Here is a 13,332-nt window from a genome sequence, read left to right on the forward strand (position 1 = left end):
GTATTGTTGGATATCGAAATGACGCAAAGCCCCCAAATCCGCATCCCCGCCACCTACCTGCGCGGCGGCACCAGCAAAGGCGTGTTCTTCCGCCTGCAGGACCTGCCCGAAGCGGCGCAGACGCCAGGCGCCGTGCGCGATGCCTTGCTGCTGCGCGTGATCGGCAGCCCCGATCCGTACGCCAAGCAGATCGACGGCATGGGCGGCGCGACGTCGAGCACGAGCAAGACGGTGATCGTGTCCAAGAGCGTCAGGCCCGACCACGACGTCGACTACCTGTTCGGCCAAGTCTCGATCGACAAACCCTTCGTCGATTGGTCCGGCAACTGCGGCAATCTTTCCGCGGCGGTCGGGCCGTTCGCGATCGCGAACGGAATCGTCGACGCGGCGCGCATTCCGCACGACGGTGTCTGCGTCGTACGCATCTGGCAGGCGAACATCGGCAAGACCATCGTCGCGCACGTGCCGATCAGCAACGGCGAGGTGCAGGAAACCGGCGATTTCGAGCTCGACGGCGTGACCTTCCCGGCAGCCGAGATCCAGCTCGAATTCCTCGATCCGGCCGACGAAGGAGAAGACGGCGGCGCGATGTTTCCGACCGGAAATCTGGTCGACGATCTCGAGGTGCCCGGCATCGGCACGTTCAAGGCCACGCTGATCAACGCCGGCATCCCGACGATCTTCTTGAACGCCGCCGACATCGGCTACGGCGGGACCGAGCTGCAGGAAGCGATCAACGGCGATGCGCAGGCGCTGGCGAAGTTCGAGACGATCCGTGCGCACGGCGCGTTGAAAATGGGGCTGATCAAAGATATCGCCGAAGCCGCCTCGCGCCAGCACACGCCGAAGGTCGCCTATGTGGCGCCGCCGCGCGACTACGTTTCTTCCAGCGGCAAGGCGATCGGCGCGAGCGAGATCGATCTCGCCGTGCGCGCGCTGTCGATGGGCAAGCTGCACCACGCGATGATGGGCACCGCCGCGGTCGCGATCGGCACCGCGGCGGCGATTCCGGGAACGCTGGTCAACCTCGCCGCCGGTGGCGGCGAGCGCGCAGCGGTGCGTTTCGGACATCCGTCCGGCACCTTGCGCGTCGGCGCGCAGGCGCAGCGCGTCGACGGCACGTGGAGCGTGACCAAGGCGATCATGAGCCGCAGCGCGCGCGTGTTGATGGAGGGCGCGGTGCGGATTCCTGGTGACGTACTCGCCGCGCGCTGAGGCCGGGCTCTACCAGCCGCTCAGCGCGAGCTTGCCGATCGTCTTGCCCGATTCGAGCCGAGCGTGCGCCGCGCGCAGGTTGGCGGCATCGATCGGCGACAGCGTTTCGGTCACGGTGGTGCGCAGCTCGCCGGCGTCGACGAGGCCGGCGACGCGATCGAGAATTTCTCCCTGACGCTGCATGTCCGGCGTTTGGAAGCGCGCACGCGCGAACATCATTTCCCAATGGATGCCGATGCATTTGGCTTTGTACGGATCGCCGATCTTCAGCGCGCCGCGCGGTTCGACGATCAGGCCGACGCGGCCTTGCGGCGCGAGCAGCTCGCCGATTTCGTCCCAATAGCGATCGGTATCGGCCAGATTGATGACGACGTCGACCGCCGCGAAGCCGAGCGCTTCGAGCTGCGGCTTGAGCGGCTGACGATGGTCGACGACGTGCTGCGCGCCCATCGTGCGGCACCACTCGATCGTTTCCGTGCGCGATGCGGTCGCAATCGCGATCAGGCCGGCGCGATGCGCGAGCTGCAGCGCGATCGAACCGACTCCGCCGGCGCCGGCGATGACGAGCAGGGATTTGCCGCGATCGGCGCCGTCGGCGTCGAGACCGATGCGTTCGAACAGAAGCTCCCATGCGGTCAACGTGGTCAGCGGCAGTGCTGCGGCTTGGGCGTAGTCCAGGCTGGCCGGCTTGCGGCCGACGATGCGCTCGTCGACCAGCTGGAACCGCGCATTGCTGCCGGGGCGCGTGATGTCGCCCGAGTACCACACCGCATCACCGGGCTTGAAGCGCGTGACTTCGCGGCCGACCGCCTCGACGACGCCGGCGGCGTCGTAGCCGAGTACTTTCGGCTGCGATTCGGTTTGCGCTTTGGGCGCACGCACCTTGGTGTCGACTGGATTCACCGAGACCGCTTCTACGCGCACGAGCAGATCGCGCGGGCCGGGTGTGGGCGTGGGCAGCTCGAGGTCGAGCAGGGACTGGGAATCGGAAATCGGCAGGTAGCGGGTCAATCCAACAGCTTTCATGGGCATCTCCAGAAGTTCAAACCAGCGGCGGATTGAGGCGCGCGAAGCCGGCTTGGCGGCGGTACGGAAAGTACGGATACGGGGCGGCGACGGCGCTGGCCGCGTCGAGCTGCGCGATCTGCGCGGCGTTCAAGCTCCAACCGACGGCGCCGAGATTGTCGCGCAGCTGTTCTTCGTTGCGCGCGCCGAGGATCACGCTGCTGACGGTGGGGCGCTGCAGCAGCCAGTTGATCGCGATCTGCGCGATCGACTTGCCGGTTTCCTGCGCCACCGCATCGAGCGCGTCGACGACGCGATACAAAGACTGCTCGTCGACCGGCGGACCGAAATCGGCGGTGGCGTGCAAGCGGCTGGTCGCCGGCAGCGGCTTGTCGCGCCGGATCTTGCCGGTCAGACGGCCCCAGCCGAGCGGGCTCCAGACCAGAGCGCCGACGCCTTCGTGATGCGCCAGCGGCATCAGCTCCCACTCGTAGTCGCGGCCTATCAGCGAGTAGTAGACCTGATGCGCGACGTAGCGCGGATAGCCGTGTTTCTCGGCGACAGCGAGCGAGCGCATCAGCTCCCAACCGGCGAAGTTGGAACAGCCGACGTAGCGCAGCTTGCCGGCGCGCACGAGGTCGGCGAGCGTGGACAGCGTTTCCTCGATCGGCGTGTGCGCGTCGAACGCGTGCAGCTGCAACAGGTCGATGTAGTCGGTCTTGAGTCGGCGCAAGGCGGCGTCGACTACGCGCAGCAGGCGTGTGCGCGAAGCGCCGGCTTCGTGCGGACCGTCGCCCATCGGCAAGGCGGTCTTGGTCGAGATCAGCACTCGGTCGCGACGACCGCGCAGCGCCTCGCCGAGCACCTCTTCCGAGGCGCCGTTGGAGTACACGTCGGCGGTGTCGAACAGGTTGACGCCGGCATCCAGGCACAGATCGATCAGCCGCCGCGCTTCGGCGACGTCGGTATTGCCCCAAGCGCCGAACAGCGGGCCGGAGCCGCCGAATGTGCCGGTGCCGAAACTCAGCGCCGGCACCGTGAGGCCCGACGCACCCAATTGGCGATAGTCCATTGCGTTCTCCAGCGATCGAGTCAGTGGCACACGGCGGCGACGGCGGCCGGTGCGATCGTCGCGGCCTGCTTGTCCAAGCGCAACGCGATCAAGGCGATGGCGAGGCCGGATAGGGTCACCAGTGCGGCGATCCGCGGCAGCGCAGTCAGCCCGGGGCCGTGTTCGATCGCGACGCCGCCCAGCCAGGCGCCGAACGCGTTGCCGAGATTGAAGAAGGCGATGTTGAAGCTGGAAGCCAGGTTCTGACCGGCGCCTTCGGCTTTGCGCAATACGCGCAGCTGCAGCGGCGAGACGGTGGCGAAGGCGGCGACGCCGAGCAGGCCGACGAAGATCGGCATCGCGATCACGCTGTGCAGCGCGAAGCGCATCGCGGCGAGCACCACCACCAAGGCGAGCAGTGTGCCGAGCAGCGACTGTGTCGGCCAGCGGTCGGCCAGGCGCCCGCCGAGCAGGTTGCCGACGATCATGCCGCCGCCGAACAAGAGCAGGATCGGCGACACCGCGCTCTCCGAGAAGCCGGCCAGATTGACCAACAGCGGTTGTACGTAGGCGATGACCAGGAACACACCGGCGAAGCCGAGCATGGTCATCGCAAGGCCGAGCCAGACCTGCGGCCGCGCGACGCCGCGCAGCTCTTCACGCAGCGGCGCCGGCGCGTGCGCCTCGCGGCTGCGCGGCACCAGCAGCGCGATCACCGCCATCGAAATCAAGCCGATCGCAACCATCGCCCAGAACGTCGAGCGCCAGCCGAAATGCAGGCCGAGCCAGGCGCCGGCGGGCATGCCGAGCAGGGTCGCCAGGGTCAGTCCCGAGAACATCACCGAGATCGCCGAGGCCTTGCGGTCTTCGGCGACGAGGCCGGTCGCCACCACCGCGCCGACACCGAAGAACGTGCCGTGCGTGAACGAAGCGATGACGCGCGCGAGCATCAGGATTTCGTAGTTCGGTGCCAGCGCACAGAGCAGATTGCCGATCGTGTAGATCGCCATCAGCGCGATCAGCACGGCTTTGCGCGGCATCTGCCGCGTCGCGATGGTCAAAAGCGGGGCGCCGACGAAGACGCCGAAGGCATAGATCGAAACCAGCATGCCGGCGGCGGCGATCGATACGTGCAGATCGCCGGCGACCTGCAGCAGCAGGCCCATGATGACGAACTCGGCACAGCCGATACCGAACGAGCCGGCGGTGAGCGCGTACAGCGCGAGCGGTGTCTTGGAGCGGGAAGCGACAGGATTCATGATCTGCGCCAGTGGAGATAGGGAAGCGCGTAGCCTGATCGCTTGCGGATTGACGAAAAACCGGCAGGATAGGCAATCAGTTTCAACGATTCATTGAGAATCATGGACCGGATCGGCGACATCAGCCTGTTTCTGCGTGTGCTCGATCTCGGTTCGATCAGCGCGGCAGCGCGCAGCCTCGACCTGTCCGTCGCGGTCGCCAGCCAGCGCCTGCGCAGGCTCGAGCAACAGCTCGGTGTGCGCCTGCTGCACCGGACCACGCGCCGCCTGCACGCGACGCCCGAAGGCGCGGTCCTCGCCGAACAGGGGCGGGCGCTGGTCGAAGACCTGGAGGCGTTGGCGACCGATCTGCGCCAGAGCGGCGTCGAGGCATCCGGCACCTTGCGTCTGACCACGTCGGCCTCGTTCGGTCGCCAATACCTGTCGCCGCTCTTGCCGGAATTTCTGCGCCGCCATCCGCGCGTGCGCGTCAGCGTCGATCTCGACGATCGCGTGCAGGACCTGGTCAGTGCCGGCTACGACCTCGCCATCCGCATCGGCGCACTGGCCGATTCGCGCCTGGTCGCGCGCCGGATCGCCGCCAACCGGCGCGTGCTCTGCGCCGCGCCCGCCTATCTCGATCACCGCGGCCGGCCGACGGCTCCGCTCGACCTGGCCGAGCACGACTGCCTGATTCTCACCGGCGCGCAGGGGCGGCAGGACGTCTGGCGCATCGTCGATCGCGAGGGACAGGAGACGTCGGTGCGGGTCAACGGACGTTTCGAATCGAACTACGGCGAAGTGCTGCGCGACGCGGCGCTAGCCGGTCTCGGCATCGCTTTGCATTCCACTTGGCACGTGTACGAAGACCTGCGCAGCGGGCGCTTGCAGCAGGTGCTGGAGGATTGCCGCATCGCCGAAACCGGCATCTACGCGGTGATGCCGCAGCGCCGCCTGGTGCCGCTACGCGTGCGTGCCTTCATCGATTTTCTGGAAGAGCGATTCGGTGGTGTGCCGCCGTGGGAGCGCGATCTAAATTCGCTTGCGCCGCGCCGCCGCGCAGGTGGTACGGCGCGCGCATCGCTCAAGTCTCACAAGGAGCTTCAATGACCGAGCACGACAGCCGCTCCGCGGCACGGCCGCGGCCCGATACGCCGATGGTCGACATCGCCGACTACGTCGTCGACTACGAAATCGTTTCCGAGGAAGCCTTCGAAACCGCCCGCCACATGCTGCTCGACTCGTTGGCTTGCGCCATGCTGGCGATGAAATTTCCCGGCTGTGTCGAACATCTGGGTCCGCTGGTCGCCGGCGCGGTGCTGCCCGGCGGTGCGCGCGTTCCGGGTACCGCCTGGGAACTCGATCCGGCGCAGGCGGCCTACAACATCGGCGTGCAAGTGCGCTGGCTCGACTTCAACGACACCTGGCTCGCGGCCGAATGGGGACATCCGTCGGACAATTTGGGCAGCATCCTCGCCGTCGCCGACTATCTGTCGCGCAAGACGGCCGCTGAGGGCGGACGCGCATTCAGCGTGCGCGACGTGCTTGGCTTGGCGATCAAGGCGCACGAGATCCAGGGCTGCTATGCGCTGAAGAATTCGTTCAATCGGGTCGGCCTCGATCACGTCATCCTGGTGCGGTTGGCTTCGACGGCGGTCGCTACGCGGATGCTCGGCGGCGGCAAAGACGAGATCGTCGCCGCGATCTCGCACTCGTGGATCGACAACGGCGCCCTGCGCACCTATCGGCACGCGCCCAATACCGGGCCGCGCAAGAGCTGGGCCGCCGGCGACGCCTGCCGCCGCGCGGTGATCCACGCGCTGAACGCGGTCAAGGGCGAGATCGGTTATCCGTCCGCCTTGAGCGCCAAAACCTGGGGTTTCTACGACGTGGCGTTCGGTGGCAAACCGTTCGAATTCGAACGCTCGTTCGGCAGTTATGTCATGGAAAACGTATTGTTCAAGATCAGTTATCCGGCCGAATTCCACGGCCAGACGGCGGTCGAATGCGCCATGCGGCTGCATGCGCAGGTCGCCGGGCGTATCGACCGGATCGCGAAAATCGTGATCGAAACGCAACAGGCCGGCCGCCGCATCATCGACAAGACCGGTCCGCTGGCGAATTACGCCGATCGCGACCACTGCATCCAGTACATGGTCGCCGTGCCGCTGATCTTCGGCCGTCTGAACGCCGACGACTACGGCGATGCGGTAGCCGCCGATCCGCGCATCGATGCTCTGCGCGAGCGCACCGAAGTGCATGAAAATCCACATTTCACAGAAGAGTACTTCGACCCGGCCAAGCGCTACATCGGCAATTCGGTGCAGGTCTTCTTCGAAGACGGCAGCGCGACCGAAAAAGTGGTGATCGACTACCCCTTAGGCCACCGACGGCGCCGCGCCGAGGGGATTCCGATGTTGCAGCGCAAGTTCGAATCGGCGCTGGCGGGTCATTTGCCGGCCGAGCGTGTAAGGCGGCTGGTCGACCTCAGCGCCGACCCAAAACGGCTGGACGCGATGCCAATTCACGAGTTTGTGAATGCGTTCGCGCTTTGACTGACTCCTTCCTTAACACCTTCTTCACAAAAGGGTGGCTTAACCTTAGCAATGCGGCTAGAATCCGCCCCGGCCCTGAACCCGTGATAAAGTGTTAAGCGCACGTTTCTTCTTCGTCATTTCGGCGTAGACTAGAAAGGGTGCAGCGTCCTGCGAAGGGTTGGGCGGACGCATCGATAGAAAAAAACGTAGAGAGGAGACTCTGGATGAAACGTAAAGCCCTAAGTGCGCTCATCGCCCTGGCGCTCGTCGGTGGTACTAGCGCCACCGTTCAAGCGCAAGATTCTGGCAACTGGTACATCGCTCCCCGCATTGGCGCGAACTTCTCCGACAGCGACCGTCAGACCGATACGTCGGTTTGGGGCGGCATCGGCGTCGGCGTATGGGTCAACCCCAATCTCGCCGTCGACTTCGAATACACCATCAACAACGCCAGCTTCGAGGACGATTCCTGGCGCATCCGTCAGATCCCGGCCGGTTGGGATCGTGGCGACAAGCAGTGGGAAAGCGTCGGTCTCGGCGTTTCGGCCCGCTGGTTCTTCGGTGATCCGGGTTCGGCATGGCGTCCGTACGTGATGGCCGGCCTCGGTGCACTGCGTCACTCGGCCTACTCCGGCGTGCTGACCAGCGCAACGGGTTACGAGAGCGATGGTTGGGATCCGTTCGCCACCGTCGGCGGCGGTATCCAGTACAACATGTCCGAGCGCGTCGCGATCCGCGGTGAAATTGCCGCCCGCTACGACCACGACAACAACACGATGAACAACCTGGCCGAATCGCTCGGCTACCGCGTCAAGCGCAAGAGCGGCTTCACCGACGGTATCGCCAGCATCGGTCTGGTGTACAGCTTCGGTGGCTCGGTCGCCCCGGCCGTCGCTCCGCCTCCGGCCAACCCGCCGCCGGCTGCTGACTGCCACTCGCTGGACGACGACAAGGACGGCGTGAACAACTGCGATGACCGCTGCCCGGATACGGCTGCCGGCACCATCGTCGGTCCGGACGGTTGCCCGCAGAAGGTCGTCATCGACCTGCGCGGCGTCAACTTCAAGTTCGACCGTCCGAAGAAGGGTGAGCACAAGATCGAGCCGACGCTGCAGGTTCCGACGTCCGACTCGGTTGCGATCCTCGATCAGGCGATCGACGCGCTGAAGCGTTATCCGGAGATCAAGGTCGAGCTGGACGGCCACACCGACTCCGTCGGTACCGACCAGTACAACCAGGGTCTGTCCGAGCGTCGTGCGCAGATCGTGTCCGACTACCTGACCTCGCACGGTATCGATTCCAGCCGCATCGTTGCGGTGAAGGGCTTCGGCGAAAGCCAGCCGATCGACACCAACGCGACCAAGGAAGGCCGTGCGCGTAACCGTCGTACCGAAATCAAGGTCGACCAGTAAGCGCGGTCTGCTGTAACAAGTGAATGAAAAAGCCCGGCGCAAGCCGGGCTTTTTTTTGCCCGAGGCGACCGGCCCTCGAAGCGGACGGGATATGCTGAACGGCAGTCCGCATCAAGGGCAGGGGAAATGCTCGGACGGTTTCTTCCACGTCGGCACATCGCCGCGGCGGCGCCGCGGGAGCGGCGCGAGCGCTTCGGATCGATGCTCGCGGCACTGCTAGTCTTAGTCGTGCCACTTGCGGCGCTCGCGCAAGGCGAGTCGCGGCCGAACCTCGTCGTGATCCTGCTCGACGATCTCGACGAGGCCACGCTCAGCCGTGCGCGCGAACTCGGTCTGATGCCGAACTTCGAGGCCGACTTCGGTCGCGGCGGTCTGGTGTTCGAACAATCCTTCGTCACCGATTCGCTTTGCTGTCCTTCGCGCGCGACCTTCCTGACCGGGCAGTACCCGCACAATCACGGCGTGCTCAACATCACCGCGCCCGAGGGTTCGTTCGCGGCCTTCGACGATCGCGAGGCGGTCAACGTCTGGCTGCAGCGGGCCGGTTATCGCACCGGCTTGATCGGGAAGTATCTCAACGGCTACGGCTACGTCTCGCCGCGCAATTGCCCGACTTGCGAGTCCACGCACTACGTGCCGACCGGGTGGGACGACTGGCAAGGGACGCTCGATCGCGGCGAGCTGGACCAGACGCCCGGCATCGGCTACGCCGGCACGTACTGCATGTACAACTACACCATCAACGACAACGGCAGCTGGGTCACCCATCGCGGCGCCAACAGCGACTACCAGACCGACGTCTTCGCGCAGCGCGCTGCGACCTTCGTCGACGAGGCGGCTCAGATCGCCAAGCCGTTTTTCCTCGTCGTTGCGCCGTTGGCGCCGCATTACGAGCTCTGCCTGCCGGCGGCCGACAATTTTTCCTGGGACGTGCGCGCGCCGGCGCGTTACGCCGATTCTTTGCCCACGACGGTGCGCCTCGATCCGCTGAAACCATCGCTCGGCGAACTCGACGTCGGTGACAAGCCCGCCTGGTTCGAGTCGCGCTATCCGCCGCTCACCGACGCCAATGTGGATTCGATGAGCCGTTTCCTGCGTCATCGCATCGAAGCACTGCGCGCGGTTGACGATTTGCTCGGCCTGCTTCGGCAGCGCTTGATCGCGACCGGTGCGTGGGACGACACCGTGCTGATCTTCACCTCGGACAACGGCTGGCTGTACGGCGAGCACCGCACCTGGGGCAAGGTGTTCGCCTACGAGGAGTCGATTCGCGTGCCACTGTGGATGCGCGGTCCGGGTATCCCGCCGGGCCAGATGCGCTCGGCGACCGCGCTGAACAACGATCTGGCGGCGACCTTGCTCGCATTCGGGCGCGCCACGCCGGGCCTTCCGCTCGACGGCCGCAGTCTGCTGCTGCCGATCGCAGCGGACCATCCAGTCGATTGGCGCCGGCGCTTCCTGATCGAGCACTACCGCGATTTCGCCGGCGCACCGGTCGACTACGCGGACTTCTTCGCGCTGCGCACGGCGGCGAATGAAATCAGCGGCGGGGCAGGGCGTACTTGGATCGACTGGCGGCAGGCGGGAATCAGTTACGGCGTCGAACACTACGATCTGGCGGCCGATCCGTATCAGATCGCAAGTCGCCCGTCAGGCGCTAACGAAGCAGCGGAAGAGGCGGCGTTGCGCGCATCGCTGGCCGCATTGCGTGATTGCGGGCGGCCAGGCTACGCGTCGTGTGCTACGACCGAGCGCGAGGTCGAGCATCTGTTTTTCAGCGGCTTCGAGGACGGCGCCTCGGCACAGTGGACGCACTCACCGCAAAGTGAGCGGCGGCGTCAGTTCCGGCGCGATCGTTTTGACCATCGCGCCGGCCACCGCGACGTTGCCGACGATCAGATGCCCGCTCTCCGGTAGACCGTCGCGACCGACGAAATCGCAATAGCGACCGCCGGCCTCGCGCACCAGCACGCAGCCGGCGGCCATGTCCCACGAGTTCAGGCCGATTTCGAAAAAGCCGTCGAAGCGGCCTGCCGCGACGTAGGCGATATCGAGCGCGGCCGAGCCGGTGCGACGCAGATCTTCCGCCTCGGCGAGCAGCGCGCGCGTCATGCCGAGTTGCGCTTCCAGATGCCGGCGCTGGCGATACGGAAAGCCGGTGGCGAGCAGGGCACCGGCGATGCCGTCGCGCTTGCCGACGCGGATACGCCGATCGTTCAAATAGGCGCCATTGCCGCGGTCCGCGGTGAACAGCTCGTCGCGCAGCGGATCGTAGACCACGCCGAGCGTCGGCTCACCGTTCTCGAGCAGACCGATCGACACCGAAAAATGCGGAAAGCCGCGCAGATAGTTGCGCGTGCCATCGAGCGGATCGATGACCCAGACATTGCGTGAATTGCCGCTCTTGCCCGATTCTTCGGCTAGGAACGCATCGCGCGGGAAGGCGCGCTTGAGTTCGCGCAGGATTTCCGCTTCCGCCAGCCGATCGACTTCCGATACGTAGTCGTGGCGCTGCTTCTCGATCACGTCGAGACTGTCCAGGCGATTCATGTAGCGCAGGATGATCTGGCCGGCGGCGCGCGCGGCGCGCACCGCCACGTTGACGGCGGGTCTGGGCATGCTGGTTCCGCTGAAAAAGAACAAAGCGCGGCGCTGATGCCCGCGCGGGCGCGCAGGGTAGCAGATCGGCTTCCCCCCACCAAACCGGCGACTGCGCTATCGTCGCGGCCGATCGAGAAGGAGGCCCTCGCCCGCATGACCCCATCCATTTCCGCCGACGCGCTGGCACGACTGCGTTTCGTGCTCGTGCGCACTTCGCATCCGGGCAACATCGGCGCCGCCGCGCGTGCGATCCGCACGATGGGCCTCAAGCGTCTGGCTCTGGTCGCGCCGCAGACCTTCCCGCATGCGGAAGCCAATGCCTTCGCTGCCGGCGCCGAGGATGTGCTCGAGGCCGCCGTGGTCAGCACCGACCTGCCGGCGGCGATCGGCGACTGCCGGCTGGTACTGGGCGCCACCGCACGCCGGCGCGGCGTGCTGCTGGAGGAATTGAGCCCGCCCGAGGCCGCGCGCCGCATGCTCGCCGCCGTTGCGCTGGGTCAGGAAGTCGCTGTGCTGTTCGGCAACGAGCGCAGCGGGCTCGACAACGACGAGATCAAGCTCTGCCACGCGGCGATCGCGATACCGAGCGATCCCACCTATTCCTCGCTCAATCTCGCGCAGGCCGTTCAAGTCGTCGCGTACGAGTTGCGCATGGCATGGCTGCAAGGCGCGACCGCGCACGATCCGGCGCGCACCGATCCGCCCGCCAGCAGCGCCGATATGGAGCATTTCTTCGACCACCTGGCGCGCACATTGGAAGAAATCCAGTTCCACAAGGGGCGCTCGCCGCGCACGATTCTGCAGCGTCTGCGCCGCTTGTTCCTGCGCGCGCAGCCGGATCTGCGCGAGCTGCGCGTATTGCACGGCATCCTGGCCGACACCGAGCGTATGGCGAAACTGGCGCACGGCGAGCCGCGCGCTTCCTCGGACACGGCGTCGTAGCTGCACCGACGCTGTCCGCCGAGTTCAGGACAAGCGCGCGATCAGCAGTTTGTCGATGCGCTTGCCGTCGAGATCGACCACCTCGAAGCGGAAGCCGTTCGCGTTGAAGTGCTCGCCCGGCTGCGGAATGCGCCCGAACTGAGCCATGACCAGGCCGGCGGCGGTGCGGAAATCGTGCTCCTGCTCGTGCGGCAGTTCGCTCAAGCCCAACAGCTCGCGCAGATCGTCGGTGCCGACGCTGCCGTCGACCAGCCAGCTGCCGTCCTCGCGCTGCACGATCGGATGCGCGTGCGTTTCGGTGAACGGCGTCGCGGTGCGGCCGACCACGGCGGCGAGCAGATCGTTTAGCGTGACCAGCCCTTCGATTTCGCCGTACTCGTCGACCACCAGCGCGAGCGGCGTCTCGGCGTCGCGGAATTCTTCGAGGAGGTCGAGCGCACGCGCGGTCTCGGGTACGTACAAGGGCTCGCTCAGCGTGCCGAACAGATCGTCCGGCACCGCGCCGGCGACGCGGCCGATCGCGCGCTTGACCTCGAGCACGCCGAGAATTTCCTGTTCGCCGCCGCGGTGCACCGGGTAGCGCGAATAGGGTGTCTCGCGCATCACGGCGAGGTTTTCCTCGATGGGCGCGGCGGCGTCGAGCCAGGCGATGCGGGTGCGCGGCGTCATCACGCTGTCGACCGTGCGATCGCCCAGCCGCAGCACGCGATTGACCATATTGCGCTCGTCGGAATCGATCACGCCCTGGTCGGCGCCTTCGGCGACCAGCAGGCGGATTTCCTCTTCGCTGACCTGATCGCGACTAGCCTGGTTGAACCTGAGCAGGCGCAGCAACAGGCGCGTCGCCCAGATCAGCACGAACGCGAACGGTTTGGCCAGCCAGGCCATCACGCGCATCGGCGCGGCTACGGCGATGGCGAACCGTTCCGGATCGACCAGCGCGATGCGTTTGGGCACCAGCTCGCCCAGCAGCATGTTCAGGAAGGTGATGCCGGTGACGCTGACGGCGACACCGATGGCTGTGCTGTAGTGGTCGAGCCAGGGCACATCCAGCGCATCGAAGCTGACCGCGATGCGCTCGCCGATGTCGGCGCCGAGCGCGGCGCCGGCGCTGATCTGCAGGAACGTAATGAAGACCTGCACGGTGGCGAGGAAGCGCTCCGGCTCCTGCACCAGTTCGAGCGCCAGGCGGGCGCGCCGGCTGTTCTGGGCGAGCTGCTTGAGGCGGCTCAGGCGCGCGGTCATCAACGCCATTTCGCCGAGCGCGAAGAAGCCGTTGAACAGGGCGAGTACGACGACGAGTACGAGTTCGATCAGCATTCCATTCCGAC

11 protein-coding genes are annotated in these 13,332 nt (G+C 66.1%); 6 read left to right on the plus strand and 5 right to left on the minus strand.

Features of this window, described 5'->3' with window-relative positions:
- Window positions 1-18 precede the first annotated feature (18 nt).
- Window positions 19-1,215, plus strand: coding sequence for a 2-methylaconitate cis-trans isomerase PrpF (prpF, locus tag AC3QL3_RS06370; protein ID WP_492897538.1), 1,197 nt, complete (start codon window positions 19-21; stop codon window positions 1,213-1,215).
- A gap of 9 nt (window positions 1,216-1,224) precedes the next feature.
- Here prpF and AC3QL3_RS06375 read toward each other — a convergent pair whose 3' ends face one another.
- The 3 genes from AC3QL3_RS06375 to AC3QL3_RS06385 are packed head-to-tail and all read right to left on the minus strand — an operon-like array spanning window position 1,225 to window position 4,530.
- Window positions 1,225-2,241, minus strand: a complete 1,017-nt coding sequence (locus tag AC3QL3_RS06375) for a zinc-binding alcohol dehydrogenase family protein (protein ID WP_492897539.1) — start codon at window positions 2,239-2,241, stop codon at window positions 1,225-1,227.
- Window positions 2,242-2,257: 16 nt separating this feature from the next.
- Window positions 2,258-3,292, minus strand: coding sequence for an aldo/keto reductase (locus AC3QL3_RS06380; RefSeq protein WP_492897540.1), 1,035 nt, complete (start codon window positions 3,290-3,292; stop codon window positions 2,258-2,260).
- 20 nt (window positions 3,293-3,312) lie between these two features.
- Window positions 3,313-4,530 (minus strand): MFS transporter, encoded by a 1,218-nt coding sequence (locus AC3QL3_RS06385; RefSeq protein WP_492897541.1) that lies wholly within the window; start codon window positions 4,528-4,530, stop codon window positions 3,313-3,315.
- Between the two features lie 102 nt (window positions 4,531-4,632).
- Between AC3QL3_RS06385 and AC3QL3_RS06390 the strand changes: the two genes are divergently transcribed.
- The 4 genes from AC3QL3_RS06390 (at window position 4,633) to AC3QL3_RS06405 (ending at window position 10,375) form a co-directional block, all read left to right on the plus strand.
- Complete coding sequence (locus AC3QL3_RS06390; protein WP_492897542.1) at window positions 4,633-5,619, plus strand: LysR family transcriptional regulator; 987 nt, start codon at window positions 4,633-4,635, stop codon at window positions 5,617-5,619.
- Window positions 5,616-7,064: a bifunctional 2-methylcitrate dehydratase/aconitate hydratase gene (locus tag AC3QL3_RS06395; RefSeq protein WP_492897543.1), complete on the plus strand. Its 1,449-nt coding sequence runs from the start codon at window positions 5,616-5,618 to the stop codon at window positions 7,062-7,064. Before AC3QL3_RS06390 ends, AC3QL3_RS06395 begins: the two co-directional genes overlap by 4 nt.
- A 140-nt stretch (window positions 7,065-7,204) precedes the next feature.
- Entirely contained in the window at window positions 7,205-8,458 is a 1,254-nt protein-coding gene (locus AC3QL3_RS06400; RefSeq protein WP_492897544.1) for an OmpA family protein, read from the plus strand.
- 228 nt (window positions 8,459-8,686) lie between these two features.
- Complete coding sequence (locus AC3QL3_RS06405; protein ID WP_492897545.1) at window positions 8,687-10,375, plus strand: sulfatase family protein; 1,689 nt, start codon at window positions 8,687-8,689, stop codon at window positions 10,373-10,375.
- Here AC3QL3_RS06405 and AC3QL3_RS06410 read toward each other — a convergent pair.
- Complete coding sequence (locus AC3QL3_RS06410) at window positions 10,274-11,077, minus strand: inositol monophosphatase family protein (protein WP_492897546.1); 804 nt, start codon at window positions 11,075-11,077, stop codon at window positions 10,274-10,276. The two genes, AC3QL3_RS06405 and AC3QL3_RS06410, sit on opposite strands and share 102 nt — an antisense overlap.
- Before the next feature lie 135 nt (window positions 11,078-11,212).
- Here AC3QL3_RS06410 and AC3QL3_RS06415 point away from each other — a divergent pair, with 135 nt between their 5' ends.
- Window positions 11,213-12,001, plus strand: coding sequence for an RNA methyltransferase (locus AC3QL3_RS06415; RefSeq protein WP_492897547.1), 789 nt, complete (start codon window positions 11,213-11,215; stop codon window positions 11,999-12,001).
- Between the two features lie 24 nt (window positions 12,002-12,025).
- On the opposite strand, the gene AC3QL3_RS06420 is transcribed toward AC3QL3_RS06415, so the two are convergent.
- Window positions 12,026-13,321 carry a hemolysin family protein gene (locus tag AC3QL3_RS06420; RefSeq protein ID WP_492897548.1) on the minus strand — a complete coding sequence of 432 codons (1,296 nt, stop codon included), beginning with the start codon at window positions 13,319-13,321 and terminating at the stop codon, window positions 12,026-12,028.
- Window positions 13,322-13,332: the final 11 nt, after the last annotated feature.

It is taken from the genome of Dokdonella sp. GW821-FHT11D02 (genome assembly GCF_058808595.1).

What these genes read in the sequence shown, in the direction of transcription:
- prpF (WP_492897538.1), top strand. Translation starts at nt 19, where the DNA reads ATGACGCAAAGCCCCCAAATCCGCATCCCCGCCACCTACCTGCGCGGC.
- AC3QL3_RS06375 (WP_492897539.1), bottom strand. Translation starts at nt 2,241, where the DNA reads ATGAAAGCTGTTGGATTGACCCGCTACCTGCCGATTTCCGATTCCCAG.
- AC3QL3_RS06380 (WP_492897540.1), bottom strand. Translation starts at nt 3,292, where the DNA reads ATGGACTATCGCCAATTGGGTGCGTCGGGCCTCACGGTGCCGGCGCTG.
- AC3QL3_RS06385 (WP_492897541.1), bottom strand. Translation starts at nt 4,530, where the DNA reads ATGAATCCTGTCGCTTCCCGCTCCAAGACACCGCTCGCGCTGTACGCG.
- AC3QL3_RS06390 (WP_492897542.1), top strand. Translation starts at nt 4,633, where the DNA reads ATGGACCGGATCGGCGACATCAGCCTGTTTCTGCGTGTGCTCGATCTC.
- AC3QL3_RS06395 (WP_492897543.1), top strand. Translation starts at nt 5,616, where the DNA reads ATGACCGAGCACGACAGCCGCTCCGCGGCACGGCCGCGGCCCGATACG.
- AC3QL3_RS06410 (WP_492897546.1), bottom strand. Translation starts at nt 11,077, where the DNA reads ATGCCCAGACCCGCCGTCAACGTGGCGGTGCGCGCCGCGCGCGCCGCC.
- AC3QL3_RS06415 (WP_492897547.1), top strand. Translation starts at nt 11,213, where the DNA reads ATGACCCCATCCATTTCCGCCGACGCGCTGGCACGACTGCGTTTCGTG.
- AC3QL3_RS06420 (WP_492897548.1), bottom strand. Translation starts at nt 13,321, where the DNA reads ATGCTGATCGAACTCGTACTCGTCGTCGTACTCGCCCTGTTCAACGGC.